Below are 15,854 nucleotides of genomic sequence, written 5' to 3'. Positions count from 1 at the left end.
ACAGGGTATTTCGCCCGGCGGTGCCCGCCCTGTCTCACCCGCCCGGACCCACCCGTGCCTTCCGGAGCCCCGGCACCCGGACGTCCTGCGACCCACCGGAGCAGCGGTGCGCCCCCGCCCGCCGCCCGGTGCGTCCGGGGCCCCGAAGCCGGGGCCCCGGACTCGGCGGGCTACCTACGCCACGGCCCGGTCACCGCGAACGTCGTCCCCGGCGCGTAGCAGTTGACGTACATCGTCGCGCCGTCCGGGGAGAAGGCGACACCGGCGAACTCCCCCCACTCCGGTTCCTCGGGCGTGCCGATGTTCTGGCGGTTGCGGGCCAGCGTGTACACCTCGCCCCCGCGGGTGACGCCGTAGACGTGCTGGGCGCCGTTGCCGTCCTCGCAGACCATCAGTCCGCCGCTGGGGGCCAGGCAGATGTTGTCCGGCGACTCGCCGGGGAGCTGCACATCGGTGTCGGGGCCGAAGACGACGACCAGTGTCAGGCTCCGGTCGCGCGGGTCGTAGCGCCAGATCTGCCCGAAGTGGTCGCCCGCCGAACCCTCCGCGCTGCGGGCGAACGACGACACGAAGTACACGCACCGGTCGCCCCAGTAGCAGCCCTCCAGCTTCTGCGCGCGGGTGACGCCCTTGCGGCCGAAGTCCTGGAGGCGGACCGGTGTTTCGGCGGCGAGCGGGTCCGGCACGTCCACCCACTCCACGCCGTCGAAGCACGCCCCCGGCTCCTGGACCGAGGACAGGTCGGGCAGGCCGGGCACGCGCATCGCCTGGAGGCGGCCGCCGGCCCGCAGGGAGCCGGTGCCGCCGAGCGGCTTCCTCGGCAGGAAGCGGTAGAAGAGGCCGAAGGGCTGTACGAAGGCGTCCTCCGTCTCGTACACGATGCCGGTGCGCGGGTCGACCGCGACCGCCTCGTGCTGGAAGCGGCCCATCGCGGTCAGCGGGACCGCGCCGGTACGGTGCGGATCGGCCGGATCCACCTCGAAGATGAAGCCGTGGTCCTTGGTGTAGCCGCTGGTCCCGGCCTTGTCCTCGGTCTCCTCGCAGGTCAGCCAGGTGTGCCAGGGCGTGGGGCCGCCCGCGCAGTTGACGGCGGTACCGGCGATGCCGACCCGCTCGGACAGCACGGCGCCCCGCGAGTCCAGCGTCAGGGCCGTACAGCCGCCCTTGCCGGCCGGGTCGTAGGTGAGGCCCTCCACCGTCGGGACGCCGATTCTGCCGTTGGCGCGGTTCTCGTGGTTGCGGACGAGATGGACGACGCGTGCCTTGCCGCGACGGCCGGCCAGCGCGGCCATCCCGTCGTGGTTGGACGGGACGGGGCCCTCACCGGAGCGCAGCGGGTCGCCCTCGCGGGAGAGCACCCGGTAGCGGAAGCCCTCCGGCAGGTCGAGCAGGCCGTTCGGGTCGGGTCGGAGGGGGCCGTAGCCGGAGTGGCCGAGCTGCTGGGCGGCGGCCGTCCCCGCGAAGAGTTCGGACAGGGCGCCGGAGAATGCGATGCCCACTCCCAGGGCACCGCCGCGGACGAGTGCGTGACGACGGGTCACGGACATGGGGAAACCTTCCTGCTGGCGGACAGGACTGTGACCCGGCCGTGTCTATCAGGTGTCGTCCGTCCCGGGAACCACGCGCGGAGCAGGTGTCCCACGTTCCACGGGTGTGTCCGGGGTGCGGCCCTCCAGGAAACGCAGCAACTCCACCGGGAAGGGCAGCACGAGCGTCGAGTTCTTCTCGGCGGCGACCGCCACGACCGTCTGGAGCAGCCGCAGTTGCAGCGCGGCGGGCGTGTCGGACATCTCCTTCGCCGCCTCGGCAAGCTTGCGGGACGCCTGGAGCTCGGCGTCCGCGTTGATGACCCGGGCCCGGCGCTCACGGTCCGCCTCGGCCTGCCGCGCCATGGAGCGCTTCATCGTCTCCGGCAGCGACACGTCCTTGATCTCGACCCGGTCGACCTGGACGCCCCAGCCGACGGCCGGGCTGTCGATCATCAGCTCCAGGCCCTGGTTGAGCTTTTCGCGGTTGGACAGCAGATCGTCCAGATCGCTCTTGCCGATGATCGACCGCAGCGAGGTCTGCGCCATCTGCGACACCGCGAACTTGTAGTCCTCGACGGTGATGAGGGCGCTCGCCGCGTCGACCACCCGGAAGTACACCACCGCGTCGACACGCACGGTGACGTTGTCGCGGGTGATGCCCTCCTGGGCGGGCACCGGCATCGTCACGATCTGCATGTTGACCTTGTGCAGCCGGTCCGCGAACGGGATCACCAGCGTGAAGCCGGGCTGGCGCACCTCTCCTCTGAGCCGCCCGAGGCGCAGGACCACGCCGCGTTCGTACTGCTTGACCACTCGCGCCGCCGCGGCCAGGTACACCACGCCCGCGGCACCGACCGTCGCGACCGCCACCAGGAGATCTTCGACCATGACGACCCCCTCGCCCCGAGGAGACCAAAATCCTGAAAACCTACACGTCCAACGATATGCCCGGCGCCGGGTCCCGGGCCATTGCCGGCCCCCGGACCCGACGCCGGGCGGCGGTCAGGGTGCGGTGATCCTCACCGGATCGACACCGGTCGCGCTGTGCCGTTCGACCCAGGTCTCCAGCGCCGTGCGGCAGGCGTGGTCGAGATGGTGGAGACCGGACAGGTCCAGCTCGATGGGCCGGTCCTTGGGCAGCGCCTCCAGGCTGTCCAGTATTTTCGGCAGCCGCAGGAAGGTCGCGTTGCCGGAGAGGTAGGCCCGGATCGGTCCCGCGCCTTTGTCCATGACCTCGAGTTTGATGTGCGAGGCCTCCCAGGCGGTCTTGACCACCGACAGGGCCAGACCGAGCAGAACGCCCTCGAACATGTTCACCACGACGATGGCCACCGCGGTGACGACGAGCACCAGTGCCTCGCCGCGCTGGTCCCGCCACAGGGACACGACCTGCCGGAACGGGATCAGCTTCCAGCCCGCGTGGACGAGGACGCCGGCCAGCGCGGGCAGCGGGATGAGCTCCAGGGCGGCCGGCAGCAGCGCGGCGAACAGCAGCAGCCACACGCCGTGCAGGACCCGGGACGCCTTGGTCCGCGCGCCCGCCTGGACGTTGGCCGAGCTGCGCACGATGACCGCGGTCATCGGCAGGGCGCCCAGCGCGCCGGACACCGTGTTGCCCGCGCCCTGCGCCATCAGTTCCTTGTCGTACCGGGTGCGCTCACCGTCGTGCAGCCGGTCGACCGCCGCCGCGCTGAACAGCGACTCGGCGGAGGCGATCAGGGCGAAGGCGACCACCGTGCCGAGCGCGGCCGGGCTCACCAGCGCGCCGAACGCGTCGGCCCCGGGCACGTGGACGGCGTCGAGCAGTCCCTGCACATGCACGGTGGCCACCGGCAGATGGAACGCCCAGGTGACGAGCGTGGCCAGGGCCACCGCCGCGAGCGCGCCGGGCACCACCCGAACCCGCTCGGGCAGCCGCCGCCACAGGACGAGCACGGCTATGGTGCCGACGCCCACCGAGACCGAGGTCAGGGTCGTGGGGCTGGTCACGGCCCCGGCCAGGGCACCGGGCACGCCCACGATCTTGTCGACCCCGGAGGCCGGGGCCCGGAGGCCGGCCGCCGCGTACACCTGGCCCGCGATGATCACGAGTCCGATACCGGCCAGCATGCCCTCGACGACCGAGACGGAGATGGCCCGGAAGTAGCGGCCCAGTCTCAGGGCGCCCATGGCGAGCTGGAGCACTCCGGCGGCCAGCACGATCGCGCCGAGCGTCGGCAGCCCGAACTCGCGGACCGCCTCGAAGACCAGCACGGTGAGCCCCGCGGCCGGTCCCGACACCTGGAGGCTGCTGCCGGGCAGCAGACCGGTGACGAGACCGCCCACGATGCCGGTGACCAGGCCCAGTTCGGCCGGGACGCCGGAGGCGACGGCCACACCGACGCACAGCGGCAGCGCGACCAGGAAGACGACGAGGGAGGCGGCCAGATCCTGCTTGAGATACGGATACTTGGTCACGTCCGGACTCACAGGGCCTCGAACGCGTCGGTGTCCGCGCGGTGTTCGCGCACGGCACCGGTGTGCACCTCGTAGTACCAGCCGCGCAGCCGCAGCCGGCCGTCCGCGAGGCGCCGCTCCACGCACGGGTACGACCGCAGCCGCAGCAGCTGCGCCAGTACGTGGCTCTGCACCGCCTCGGCGACGGTCGGGTCGCCCGGGTCGGCCGCCGGTGGTTCACCGGCGGCGTGCGCGAGCCAGTCGCGCACGGCGGGCACGGCGTCGAGGTCGTCGCCGCGCACCAGCGCGCCGACGGCGCCGCAGTGCGAATGGCCGCAGACCACGACGTCGCGCACTCTGAGCACCTCGACGGCGTACTCGATCGTGGCGGCCTCACCGGTGGGGAGGTCGGAGGTGTAGGGGGGAACGATGTTGCCCGCGGTGCGCAGTTCGAACAGCTGGCCGGGGCGGGCGCCCGTGATCAGGGCCGGTACGACCCGTGAGTCGGAGCAGGTGATGAAGAGAACCTCGGGGGACTGGCCCTGTGCCAACCGGGCGAACTCCTCAGGGCGCTGTCCGAACGTACGGGCGTTGTCGATGAGGGGCTGCATGACGTGGTGTTTCCTCCTGGCGCGCGTGGGGGCGCGTCGGGCGGGCAGGACGGTGGTGGGGGACTGCCCTGTTCTCAGCCGCGGAAGGGCTCAAGTGCGGCCGGAGCGTGGGCGGTCGCCCGTCTCGACGTGTCGGCGCGTGCGGCGTCGCACGCGCCGGTGTCGGTTTCGGCCCCCGGACCCCGCGCCGGCAAGGGGCGCTCGGGCGCGAAGGGCGCGGGGGCGATCACACGGCGGCGGTCGCGTATTCGCCGGGGCCCGGTGGGGTCCCCGGGGTGCGTGACGCGACGGCACCCGGTGTCCTCGATGCGCGGCGGCCTGCCGGAGGGTTCGCTTCCGGGCAGGGCCTTGGCCTCTGCATGACGGAACGTGTGCGCAGCTGCGAAGGGTGCCGCGGGCGTGCGGAGCGGGCGGGCGGGCGGGACGGCGGTGTCGGCCGAGAGCCGGGTCGGAGTCCTCCCACCTCGGAACATGAGCCCCCTTCCGCTTTCGCCACGCCTCTAGTGCGGACCAACGGTTGGTCAACAGCTGGTCAAGAAAGACATTAACCCTGCAAAGTTGTTTGCAGGGTTAACTCGGCGTTTCGCGCCGCACAGAGCCTCAAAAGCGCGGGTGGCCTGGCGTGATTCGGCTCTTGTCCGCGAGGCGCGTGTCCGCTACCGGGGCTCGGCCAGGTGCTTCGCGTCGCGCGCCAGCGCGGTCAGACGGGAGATCGCCCGGAAGTACTTCTTGCGGTAGCCGCCGTTCAGCATCTCCTCGCTGAACAGCTGGTCGAACGGCAGCCCCGAGGCGAGCACCGGGACCTCGCGGTCGTAGAGCCGGTCCGCGAGCACCACCAGGCGCAGCGCCGTCGACTGGTCCGGGACCGGCCGCACATCCGTCAGGCACACGGCCGTGAGACCGTCGCTCAGTGCGCCGTAGCGGCTGGGATGGACCCGCGCCAGATGGTCCAGCAGATGCGGGAAGTCGTCGAGCGAGGCGCCCTCGGTGGCGTACGCCGCCTTGGTCACCTCCTCGTCCGACCAGGGCGCCGGGGCCTGCGGGAGGCCGCGGTGGCGGTAGTCCTCGCCGTCGATGCGCAGGGTCCGGAAGCGGGCGGACAGGCCCTGGATCTCCCGCAGGAAGTCGGCCGCCGCGAAGCGGCCCTCGCCGAGTTTGCCCGGCAGCGTGTTCGAGGTGGCGGCCAGGGCGACGCCCGCGTCGACCAGCTTCCCGAGCAGCGTGGAGACCAGCACGGTGTCACCGGGGTCGTCGAGCTCGAACTCGTCGATGCACAGCAGACGGTGACCGGACAGCGTGCGGACGGTCTCCTGGAAGCCGAGGGCGCCGACCAGGTTGGTCAGTTCCACGAACGTGCCGAACGCCTTCAGGGCGGGCTCGGCCGGGGTGGCGTGCCACAGGGAGGCGAGCAGGTGGGTCTTGCCGACTCCGTAGCCGCCGTCGAGATAGACGCCGCGGGGGCCCGTCGGGGCCTTCGGCGCCCTGGCCCGGCCGAAACCGAGGAAGCCGCGCCGGCCGGCGCCCGACGCGTGCGCGCCGCCGAGGCCGGCCGCGAAGTCCGCCAGGATCCGCACGGCGTCCGTCTGGCTGGGCTGGGCGGCGTCCGGGATGTACGTGTCGAAGCGCACGGAGTCGAAGCGGGGTGGCGGCACCATCTCGGCGACCAGCCGGTCCGCGGGGACGCGCGGCTCACGCGCGCAGAGGGACAGCGGGCCGGCTTCGGTTATCGGGCTCCGCCCGGCGGCGGTGGAGGAGGACACGCTTACCCATGCTAGTGCCGCGCCAGGCAACGTTCGCCCCGTCGCGACGCCCGGCACGCCCTCTCGCCGCACCGGCCGAGAGCCCGAGTACGTCCGGTACGAGGACTTCCGGCCGGCACACCGAGAGCACGCACCGGACGCCGCTCCTTGACGGGCAAACGTTGCCCGGCACGGCACCAGTGCCGCGCCGGGCGGCCGTTTTCGGTGCCGCCGGATCGTCACGGGTCACGCAGACCGCGCGAGCGGCCGAGCGGCGGGGGAGGAGCCCGGTCGGCCGTATCCGGGGCGGATGGTTTCGGCCACGCGTGGAACACTCACCGCATGCGACGCCTGTTCCCTGTGACCGCCGAGACGGACGACCGCGAGTGGAGCCTTGCCGAGCTGGCCGCGGCCTACGCCCATCCCGAACCCCGCCCCGGGGAGTCGGGGGCCTGGCTGCGGGGCAACATGGTGACCACGCTCGACGGCGCCGCCCAGCACGAGGGCCGCTCGCAGCCCATCTCCAACGCCACCGACATGCGGATCTTCGGCACGCTGCGGGCGCTGGCGGATGTCGTCGTGGTCGGTGCTGAAACGGTCCGCCAGGAGGGTTACCGCCCGGCACGCGCGCGTGCCGGGTTCGAGGACCTGCGCGCGGCCGCCGGACAGCCGCCCGCGCCCGCGATCGCGGTCGTCAGCGCCCGTCTGGACCTGGACTTCGCACTGCCGCTGTTCACCTCGCCGCTGACCCCGACCCTGATCCTCACCGGCGCCGCGGCGCCTGCGGACCGGATCGCGGCGGCCGAGAAGGCGGGCGCCCGGGTGCTGATCGCCGGTGACGGGGTGGGCGTGGAGCCCGCCCGTGCCGTACGGGCCCTGGCCGAGCTGGGCCACACGCGGCTGCTGACCGAGGGAGGTCCGCGACTGCTGGGCCAGTTCGTGGCGGCCGGGGTGCTGGACGAGCTGTGTCTGACGATCTCCCCGATGCTTGCCGCGGGCGACGCGCAGCGCATCACCGGTGGGCCGTCGGTAGCGGTCCCGCAGCGTTTGGCTCTGGTGTCCCTGCTGGAGGAGGACGGTTTTCTGTTCGCTCGCCACGGTCGGTCCTGAGATCGGTGGAATATGCCGTTCCGTTTAGCTTTCGCCGGGCACACTAAGACTCGCAGTACCCGTGCGATCACGGGGCAGGATGGTTTCCGCAGGGCCTGGCACGGGCCACGGAGGACAGGGGTCTCGCGGGCCCCGGAGGAGATTGGGGCGCCTGGTGTTCACTAGCGTTTTGATGATCGAGAAAGCCCTGACGTCCGCCGACGTGGAGTTCGTCACCACCTTGCACGGTGACGAGCCGGTCGACTTCCATGTGCTGCTCCAGCCCCGCGGCGATCAGGCGGACCGGTTGCTGCGCGCCATCGACGACCTCGCCCTCGGCGAACTCGACGAGGCGGCGCGCGAGGGGCGGACCCCGGAGGGGGAGGAGGCCCGGAGCGAGGGGCAGCGGGCGCTCGACGTGTCCCTCCAGGGCCTGCGGGCCTCGGGCAGCACGGCGGACGGGCGGCTGATCGAGGACCACCCGCTCGACGCGCTCAAGGGCATGGTCGAGGAGACCGGCGCCGACGAGGTGATCGTGCTGACCGACCCGCACTACGTGGAGGAGTTCTTCCACCGCGACTGGGCCTCGCGGGCCCGGCACAAGGTGGGGGTGCCGGTCCTGAAGCTGTTCTCGCACAGCAAGGCCTAGTGCCGCGTCAGGCAACGTTCGCCCCGTCGCGACGCCCGGCACGCTCCCCCACTGCCTGAAAGGCGTGGGAGGTGCCCCCACTCGCCGCACCGGCCGAGAGCCCGAGTACATCCAGTACGAGGACTCACGGCCGGCACGCCGAGAGCACGCACCGGACGCCGCTCCTCGACCGGCAAACGTTGCCCGACGCGGCACCAGCAAGGCCCGGCACGGACCGGTACCGCCCCTGTGCGGCCTGGTCCGCACGGGTACACGCGCGTCCGCGTGCCTCCCGGCTGCCGGCGTCCCTTGCGAGGTGACGGCCCGCGCACGCAATAAGGTGGGGACGCGGTCCGCCCGAGGAGCGCGCTCACCGTCGTACCGGATCTTGGGGAGATAGACGCATGGCACCCGGCCTTCCTGACGCCATGGACCGACCGCACTTCATCGGCATCGGCGGCGCCGGGATGTCGGGGATCGCGAAGATCCTCGCGCAGCGCGGTGCCGAGGTCGCCGGCAGCGACGCGAAGGAGTCCGCCACCGCCGAGGCGCTGCGCGCGCTGGGCGCGACCGTGCACATCGGGCACGCGGCGGAGCACCTCGCGGACGACGCCAGTTGTGTCGTGGTGTCCTCGGCGATCCGCGCCGACAACCCGGAGCTGACCCGGGCCGCGGAACTGGGCATCCCGGTGGTCCACCGCTCCGACGCGCTCGCGGCCCTGATGGACGGCCTGCGCCCGATCGCGGTGGCCGGCACGCACGGCAAGACGACGACCACCTCCATGCTGGCGGTCTCCCTGTCCGAACTGGGTCTGTACCCGTCGTACGCGATCGGCGGCGACCTCGACGCCCCCGGTTCCAACGCGCTGCACGGCGACGGCGAGATCTTCGTGGCAGAGGCGGACGAGAGCGACCGCAGCTTCCACAAGTACGCGCCCGAGGTGGCGATCGTCCTCAACGTCGAGCTCGACCACCACGCCAACTACGCGTCGATGGAGGAGATCCACGAGTCCTTCGAGACCTTCGCCGACCGGATCGTGCCCGGCGGGACGCTGGTGATCTCGGCGGACCACGAGGGCGCGCGGGAGCTGACGCGGCGGCTGGGCACGAAGGTGCGGACGGTGACGTACGGCGAGGCGGACGACGCCGACGTGCGCGTCCTGTCGGTCGTGCCGCAGGGGCTCAGGAGCGAGGTCACCGTCCTGCTGGACGGCGAGCGGATCACCTTCACCGTCTCCGTGCCGGGCCGTCACTACGCCCACAACGCGGTCGCGGCGCTCGCCGCGGGCGCCGCGCTCGGCGTACCGGCCGCGGAGCTGGCCCCGGCGCTGGCGGCGTACACGGGAGTGAAGCGGCGGCTGCAGCTCAAGGGCGAGGCGGCCGGGGTCCAGGTGATCGACTCCTACGCCCACCACCCGACCGAGATGACGGCCGACCTGGAGGCGATGCGGGCGGCGGCGGACGACGCGCGCATCCTCGTCGTCTTCCAGCCGCACCTGTTCTCCCGCACGCAGGAGCTCGGCAAGGAGATGGGTGAGGCGCTGGCCCTGGCGGACGCCTCCGTGGTCCTGGACATCTACCCGGCCCGTGAGGACCCGATCCCCGGCGTGACCAGCGAGCTGATCATCGACGCGGCGCGCGCCGCCGGTGCCGACGTGACGCCGGTCCACGACAAGGCGGAGGTCCCCGAGGTGGTCGCGGGAATGGCCAGGGGTGGCGATCTGGTTCTCACCATGGGCGCGGGCGATGTCACCGACCTCGGCCCGCTCATTTTGGACCGCCTGATGAAGTGAGGTGCTGTCGCACATGTCGTACGACGTCGAAAAGCCGGACGAGCAGTGGCGCGCGGAGCTCAGCCCGGCCGAATACGCCGTGCTGCGCCAGGCCGCCACCGAGCCCGCGTTCACCGGTGAGTACACCGACACCAAGACCGAGGGTGTCTATTCCTGCCGGGCCTGCGGGGCCGATCTGTTCACCTCGGAGACCAAGTTCGACTCGCACTGCGGCTGGCCGTCCTTCTTCGACCCGAAGGACACCGACGCGGTGGAACTGGTCTCGGACCGCTCGCACGGGATGGTCCGCACGGAGGTGCTCTGCGCGCGGTGCGGGTCGCACCTCGGGCACGTCTTCGACGGTGAGGGGTATCCCACCCCCACCGACCAGCGGTACTGCATCAACTCGATCTCCCTGAGGCTTCAGCCCGAAGGGGAGTGACGGCGCCGGTCGCACCGGTCCGGGGTGTCCCCGGGCCGGTGTCAGCCGGCTGACCCGGCCGCGTGCGGGCTGATCACGCCGGAGGTCACCAGGGTGATGATCACCAGGCCGAGGGCGACGCGGTAGTGCACGAACGGCATGAAACTCCTGGTCTCGATGAACTTCATGAACCAGGAGATCACCGCGTAGCCGACGGCGAACGCGATGAGGGTGGCCAGCAGCGTGGGACCCCACGAGGTTCGGCCGCCCTGGCCGGCGTGCCGCAGCTCGAACAGCCCGGAGGCGAGCACGGCCGGGACGGCGAGCAGGAAGCAGTACCGGGCGGCGGCCGCGCGCGTGTAGCCCATGAAGAGGCCGCCGCTGGTGGTGGCGCCCGAACGGGAGACGCCGGGGATGAGCGCCATCGCCTGGCACAGGCCGTAGACCAGGCCGTCCTTGACGGTGAGGTCGCGCAGCGACTTGCCCGGGACGGACGTGGCACCGGCCTCCGTCCGGGCGGCGAGGCGGTCGGCGACCCCGAGGACGAGGCCCATGCCGATGAGCATCGCGGCCGTCAGGCGCAGATCCCGGAAGGGGCCCTCGATCTGGTCGTCGAACGCCAGGCCGAGCACACCGATGGGAATGGAGCCGATCACCAGCATCCAGCCCATCCGGGCGTCCTGGTCCCGGCGTGACTCCCGGTCCACCAGGGAACGGGACCAGGCGGCGAGAATGCGGCCGATGTCCGCCCGGAAGTAGATGAGCACGGCCGTCTCCGTGCCGATCTGCGTGATCGCCGTGAAGGCCGCGCCCGGATCCGGCCAGCCCGAGAAGGCCGCCACGAGCCGCAGATGGGCGCTGGAGGAGATGGGCAGGAACTCGGTCAGGCCCTGGACCAGACCGAGGACGATGGATTCGAACCAGCTCATGGGGTTCTGGCCACCCTGTATTTCGATGTCCGTGAAGGATTCGCTGTTCCTGAGGATCCGCTGTCGGTAAGGATCCGATGTCCGTGAAGGAAGCGACAGCATAACCAGCTGCTTTTCCCCGGGCCCGAGTTCGACTCGGGAATTGCCGAGGATTCATCGGACCGCCGGTCGTGGACCGGTGAAATTCTCACCGGATCTCACCGAATCCAGGAAGTCCGGCCGGAGGTGGGAATTGGGCAAGAGAATGGACGCGTCCCGCCCCGGACGGCGTTCGGCCCGGTCCGGCGGGTTCCGGGACGGGCAGCGCGCCCTGGTCGGCGGTGACTGGTGCGAGACCGTCCGGCTGCACTTCGGGCGGACGCTGCTCGTCGTCGGGGACGTGATGGGGCACAGCCTGGAGGCGGCCGTCGACATGACCGCCTACCGTTCGGCCCTGCGCTACATCGCCTCCGCCGACCTGCCGCCGCACCGGGTGCTGCGCCAGCTCGACGACATCGCCGCCCACGAACCCGACCGGCGGCCCGCCACCTGCCTGATCGCCCGCGTCGACCCGAACCGCGGACAGGTCACGGTGGCGGGCGCCGGCCACCTGCCGCCGGCCGTGATCGACGCGCACGGGGAGACCTCCCTGCTCCCGGTGCCGGTCGGCCCGCCGCTGGGCACCGGCTTCGGCGGCTACGAACCGGCCACGTACCGGCTGGACGCGAGTCAGACCCTGATGCTGTTCACGGACGGGCTCGTCGAGCACCGCGGCGAGGACATCGACGAGTCCCTGGACCGCCTCGCCAGGCTCCGCTTCGACGCGGCGGACGGTGTCGAGGGCATCCTGGACAGCGTCCTCGCCCGTCTCGACGCCCGGAACGCGGAGGACGACGTGGCGGTCCTGGCGGCACGCCTGCGAGACCGCCCGCCACAGGCCGACGAGGCTTCCGGCCCCGCTCCGTGAGCCGCCGTACGCGCACCGCGCGCCGTCGCCGGGGTACGCCGACGCCAGGGGGTGCCGCCGGGGTGACGGCACCACCGCTCCCGCACCGCACCCCCCGCCGTCACTGCGCCTCCGGCGCCTCGGCCGCCCGCATCGGGAGTCGTACGGTGAACACCGTCCCGCTCGGTTCGCCGGTCAGTTCGACCGTGCCGCCGTGGGCCCGGACCAGTGAACCCGCCACCGACAGTCCGAGCCCGCTGCCGCCGCGGTCACGGCTGCGGGCCTTGTCGACGCGGTAGAAGCGGTCGAAGACCCGCTCCCGGTCGGCGGCCGGTATGCCCGGTCCGCGATCGGTGACCCGCACCAGCGCCGTGCCGTCGGTCACGGCGGCCCCCACGCACACCTCCGTCCCGGCCGGGGTGTGCACGGCGGCGTTGGTGAGCAGGTTGTCCAGCACCTGACGGATCCGCTGCGCGTCCATCCGCAGCCGCACGGGGCGGTCCGGCGTCGACACCTTCAGCGGATGGTCCCGGTGGGCGGCGCGGAAGGCGTCGGCCGCCTGCGCGACCAGTTCCACCAGGTCGGCCTCGGCGAGCCGCAGCGGGGCCTCCACCTCGGCCGCGTCGAGCCGTGCGAGCAGCAGCAGGTCGTCCAGCAGGAAGCCCATCCGGGCGGCCTCGGCCCGCAGCCGTGCCAGATGCCCGTCGCGTTCCCCGGGCGCGTTGGCGGCCGCGTACTGGAACAGGTCCGCGTACCCCCGTACGGACATCAAAGGGGTCCGCAGCTCGTGCGAGGCGTCCGCGACGAACCGGCGCAGCCGCTGTTCGGCACGGGCCCGCTCGGCGAGGGAGTCGTCGATGTGTTCCAGCATCGTGTTGAACGCGGTGCGCAGTTCCTCGACCTCCGGCCCGCCGCCCGGCCCGTCGGCCCGCAGCGGCAGCCGCGCCGCCGGCTCGGTCAGATCGTGCGAGGCGATGCCGTGCGCGGTGTGCGCCATGTCGCTCAGCGGCTTCAGCCCGCGCCGCAGCATCTTCCGTCCGAAGACGACGAGCGCGGCCAGCGCGAGCGCGAACGTCACGACCTGGATCGTGATCAGCTGGCTCACGGTGTCCTCGATGGCGTCCATCGGCGCGGCGCTCACCAGGACCACCCCGGGTTCCACCTCGCAGGCACGCAGCCGGTAGGTGCCCTTGCCGGTGAGGTGCCCGGTGCTCAGCAGCTCCGTGTCCGAGGAGGTCTGGGCCCGGGCCAGCGCGGTGAACTCGGCGAGGTCCTCCGGCACATCGGCGGGATCCTCGGGCCTGCGCAGCAGCGGCGTGCCCGCCGACACGTCGTACACGGCGTAGTACCAGCGGTAGTACTTCTTCCCCTGGAGCGTGCCGTGGTCGGCGATGCTCTTGGACTGGGCGAGCTGACCCAGTGTCAGCTGCTCGTTGAGCTGGGCGGACAGGTAGTCGCGCATGTACGTCGTCAGGGCGGTGCCCACCACCGCGAACACCACCAGCGACAGCGCGCCCAGCCCGAGCGCCAGCCGGGTGCCCAGGCGCAGCCGCCGGTACGTCCGCCGCAGCCGGCGGATCACTCGGCGGCCCGCCGGACCACGTATCCGAAGCCGCGCACGGTGTGGATCAGCGGCGCGCCGGTCTCGTCCAGCTTGCGGCGCAGCCGGCTGACGACCAGTTCGACGACGTTGGAGCGGCCGCCGAAGCCGTACTCCCACACGTGGTCGAGGATCTGCGCCTTGGTGAGCACGGTCGGCGACCTGCGCATCAGATAGCGCAGCACCTCGTACTCCGTCGGGGTCAGCGTCAGCAGTCTCCCGCCCCGCCGCACCTCACGGGTGTCCTCGTCCATCGTCAGATCGGCCACCCGCAGCACGGACCGCTGGAACCCGGGCCCCGCGGCGCGCCGCAGCACCGTCCGCAGCCGGGCCATCAGCTCCTCCACGGCGAACGGCTTGACCAGGTAGTCGTCCCCGCCGCGGGTCAGCCCCGCCACCCGGTCGGCCACCCCGTCCCGCGCGGTGAGGAACACCACCGGCACCATCGCCCCGGACCCGCGCAGCCGGTCCAGGACGCCGAAGCCGTCGATGTCGGGCAGCATCAGATCGAGCACGACGATGTCCGGGCGGAACTCGGCGGCGCGGCTCAGCGCCTGCTCGCCCGAGTTCGCGGTGACCGCCTCCCAGCCCTCGTAGCGGGCGACCGTGGCGACGAGATCGGCGATCGGCGGGTCGTCGTCCACGACCAGGAGTCGTACTTTTTCCACCCGTTCATAGTGCGGCAGGCGTTCACCGGCACCGGGCCCGGTGGCGACCCCGGGCCCACATCGATATCCACTTGAAAGTCGTACGACAGCGATTCGACAGCTCCCGGCGGCGAAGCTCGGTGTCCTGAGGCCCCGATCGAGGAGTTGCCGTCCGTGACGACCGTCCAGTCACCGCCCGCGCCCACCGCGGCGATACGCCCGAAGGTGATGGCCCGCGCCGGCCTGTACGCCGTGCTCGCCGCCAACGCGGCCGTGGTCACCGTCTTCTTCGCGCAGGCCGGATTCGCCTCCAACGCGCTGATCGTCCTGGGCCGGGCGGCCGGGCTGTACGGCGCCCTGCTCATGGCCTTCCAACTGCTGCTCGTCGCCCGGCTGCCCTGGCTCGACCGCCGGATCGGCATGGACCGGCTGACCCTGTGGCACCGCTGGGTGGGCTTCGGTCTGCTGTGGACCCTGGTGGCGCACGTGGTGTTCATCGTCCTCGGCTACGCCGACTCCTCGGGCCTGGACCCGGTGAACCAGCTGGTCGACCTCGCCGAGACGGTCGAGGGCGTGCTGCGCGCGGTCGTCGCACTGGCGTTGATCATGGCCGTCGGCGCGGTCTCGGCGCGCTCCGCCCGGCGCCGGCTGGCCTACGAGACATGGCACTTCATCCACCTGTACACCTATGTCGCCGTCGTGCTCGCCTTCTCGCACCAGGTGGCCGCCGGGTCGACCTTCGTCTCCTCGCCCGCGGCCACCGCGTACTGGTGGACCCTGTGGAGCGTCGCGCTCGGCTCCGTCGCCCTGGGCCGCCTGGTGCTGCCGCTGTGGCGCAACCACCGTCACCGGCTGCGGGTCTCGGCCGTCGTCCCGGAGAACGACGACGTCGTCTCCGTCCATGTCACCGGCCGCGACCTCGACCGGCTGCCGGCGCGGGCCGGCCAGTTCTTCCTGTGGCGGTTCCTCACCCCCGACCGCTGGTGGCAGGCCAACCCGTTCTCCCTCTCGGCGGCCCCCGACGGCCGCACCCTGCGGCTGACCGTGAAGGCCGCGGGCGACGGCAGCGCCGCGCTGCGCCGGCTCAGGCCCGGCACCCGGGTGTTCGCCGAGGGCCCCTACGGCGCCTTCACCACCCTGCACCGCACCCGGCCCGACGCGCTGCTCATCGCGGGCGGCGTCGGCGTCACCCCGATCCGGGCCCTGCTGGAGGAACTGCACGGCCATGCCGTGGTGATCCACCGCGTGGCCACCGAACGGGACGCCGTGCTCCACGACGAGCTGCGCGAACTCGCCGAGGCCAAGGGCGCCGAACTGCACCTGGTCACCGGCCCCGTCGCCCCGGACCGGCTGGCGCCGCACGAACTGGCCCGGCTGGTCCCCGACGTCACCGACCGCGACGTCTACCTGTGCGGGCCGCCCGGTATGACGGCCGCCGTGCTGCGCAGCCTGCGCGAGCTGGGCGTGCCCAGGCGGCAGATCCACTTCGAGCGCTTCAGCCTGGCCGGCTGACGGAAACGGGGAACAC

General features: G+C 72.2%; 13 protein-coding genes and 1 pseudogene. 6 read left to right on the top strand and 8 right to left on the bottom strand.

What is annotated here, in order from left to right; all coding sequences use genetic code 11:
• Positions 1–170: 170 nt before the first annotated feature.
• From DN051_RS10710 to zapE, 5 genes are all read right to left on the bottom strand, one after another.
• Positions 171–1,547 carry an alkaline phosphatase PhoX gene (locus tag DN051_RS10710; protein WP_112438597.1) on the bottom strand — a complete coding sequence of 459 codons (1,377 nt, stop codon included), beginning with the start codon at positions 1,545–1,547 and terminating at the stop codon, positions 171–173.
• Positions 1,548–1,595: 48 nt separating this feature from the next.
• Positions 1,596–2,417, bottom strand: a complete 822-nt coding sequence (locus DN051_RS10705) for a slipin family protein (RefSeq protein WP_053758380.1) — start codon at positions 2,415–2,417, stop codon at positions 1,596–1,598.
• A 114-nt stretch (positions 2,418–2,531) separates the two neighbouring features.
• Entirely contained in the window at positions 2,532–3,986 is a 1,455-nt protein-coding gene (locus tag DN051_RS10700; protein ID WP_420709154.1) for a SulP family inorganic anion transporter, read from the bottom strand.
• Positions 3,987–3,994: 8 nt separating this feature from the next.
• Positions 3,995–4,576, bottom strand: coding sequence for a carbonic anhydrase (locus tag DN051_RS10695; protein ID WP_053758378.1), 582 nt, complete (start codon positions 4,574–4,576; stop codon positions 3,995–3,997).
• Between the two features lie 656 nt (positions 4,577–5,232).
• Entirely contained in the window at positions 5,233–6,336 is a 1,104-nt protein-coding gene (gene zapE, locus DN051_RS10690; protein ID WP_053758377.1) for a cell division protein ZapE, read from the bottom strand.
• A 321-nt stretch (positions 6,337–6,657) separates the two neighbouring features.
• Between zapE and DN051_RS10685 the strand changes: the two genes are divergently transcribed.
• From DN051_RS10685 to msrB, 4 genes are all read left to right on the top strand, one after another.
• Complete coding sequence (locus DN051_RS10685; RefSeq protein WP_112438596.1) at positions 6,658–7,425, top strand: pyrimidine reductase family protein; 768 nt, start codon at positions 6,658–6,660, stop codon at positions 7,423–7,425.
• A 172-nt stretch (positions 7,426–7,597) separates the two neighbouring features.
• Positions 7,598–8,053 carry an indole-3-glycerol-phosphate synthase gene (locus DN051_RS10680; protein WP_053758375.1) on the top strand — a complete coding sequence of 152 codons (456 nt, stop codon included), beginning with the start codon at positions 7,598–7,600 and terminating at the stop codon, positions 8,051–8,053.
• Positions 8,054–8,436: 383 nt separating this feature from the next.
• On the top strand, positions 8,437–9,825 hold the full coding sequence (murC, locus tag DN051_RS10670) for a UDP-N-acetylmuramate--L-alanine ligase (protein WP_112438594.1): 1,389 nt from the start codon (positions 8,437–8,439) through the stop codon (positions 9,823–9,825).
• 13 nt (positions 9,826–9,838) lie between these two features.
• Positions 9,839–10,246: a peptide-methionine (R)-S-oxide reductase MsrB gene (gene msrB, locus DN051_RS10665; protein WP_053758504.1), complete on the top strand. Its 408-nt coding sequence runs from the start codon at positions 9,839–9,841 to the stop codon at positions 10,244–10,246.
• 41 nt (positions 10,247–10,287) lie between these two features.
• Here the strand turns inward: msrB and DN051_RS10660 are convergent, their stop codons facing one another.
• The gene (locus DN051_RS10660) at positions 10,288–11,154 is read right to left on the bottom strand and encodes an undecaprenyl-diphosphate phosphatase (RefSeq protein ID WP_053758373.1); all 867 of its coding nucleotides are present in this window, start codon (positions 11,152–11,154) and stop codon (positions 10,288–10,290) included.
• Between the two features lie 298 nt (positions 11,155–11,452).
• On the opposite strand from DN051_RS10660, the pseudogene DN051_RS10655 reads away from it, so the two are divergent.
• Positions 11,453–12,100 (top strand): annotated as a pseudogene (locus DN051_RS10655) (PP2C family protein-serine/threonine phosphatase); the annotation flags it as partial.
• Between the two features lie 100 nt (positions 12,101–12,200).
• Here DN051_RS10655 and DN051_RS10650 read toward each other — a convergent pair.
• Both DN051_RS10650 and DN051_RS10645 read right to left on the bottom strand, forming a co-directional pair.
• Positions 12,201–13,661, bottom strand: coding sequence for a sensor histidine kinase (locus tag DN051_RS10650; protein ID WP_112438593.1), 1,461 nt, complete (start codon positions 13,659–13,661; stop codon positions 12,201–12,203).
• A complete protein-coding gene (locus DN051_RS10645; protein ID WP_199314916.1) occupies positions 13,658–14,347 on the bottom strand; it encodes a response regulator transcription factor in 690 nt (229 codons plus the stop codon). Before DN051_RS10645 ends, DN051_RS10650 begins: the two co-directional genes overlap by 4 nt.
• A 153-nt stretch (positions 14,348–14,500) precedes the next feature.
• Here DN051_RS10645 and DN051_RS10640 point away from each other — a divergent pair, with 153 nt between their 5' ends.
• Positions 14,501–15,838 (top strand): ferredoxin reductase family protein, encoded by a 1,338-nt coding sequence (locus DN051_RS10640; protein WP_053758369.1) that lies wholly within the window; start codon positions 14,501–14,503, stop codon positions 15,836–15,838.
• The last annotated feature ends 16 nt before the right edge of the window (positions 15,839–15,854 follow it).

Origin of the sequence: Streptomyces cadmiisoli (assembly GCF_003261055.1) — a bacterium.
Lineage (GTDB): Bacteria > Actinomycetota > Actinomycetes > Streptomycetales > Streptomycetaceae > Streptomyces > Streptomyces cadmiisoli.
Note: the sequence above shows the minus strand (reverse complement) of the source record. Positions and strands in the feature narration are given on the sequence as shown.

Coding starts and splice junctions, on each gene's coding strand:
- DN051_RS10710 (WP_112438597.1), bottom strand. CDS start 1,547: ATGTCCGTGACCCGTCGTCACGCACTCGTCCGCGGCGGTGCCCTGGGA.
- DN051_RS10705 (WP_053758380.1), bottom strand. CDS start 2,417: ATGGTCGAAGATCTCCTGGTGGCGGTCGCGACGGTCGGTGCCGCGGGC.
- DN051_RS10695 (WP_053758378.1), bottom strand. CDS start 4,576: ATGCAGCCCCTCATCGACAACGCCCGTACGTTCGGACAGCGCCCTGAG.
- DN051_RS10685 (WP_112438596.1), top strand. CDS start 6,658: ATGCGACGCCTGTTCCCTGTGACCGCCGAGACGGACGACCGCGAGTGG.
- DN051_RS10680 (WP_053758375.1), top strand. CDS start 7,598: ATGATCGAGAAAGCCCTGACGTCCGCCGACGTGGAGTTCGTCACCACC.
- murC (WP_112438594.1), top strand. CDS start 8,437: ATGGCACCCGGCCTTCCTGACGCCATGGACCGACCGCACTTCATCGGC.
- msrB (WP_053758504.1), top strand. CDS start 9,839: ATGTCGTACGACGTCGAAAAGCCGGACGAGCAGTGGCGCGCGGAGCTC.
- DN051_RS10660 (WP_053758373.1), bottom strand. CDS start 11,154: ATGAGCTGGTTCGAATCCATCGTCCTCGGTCTGGTCCAGGGCCTGACC.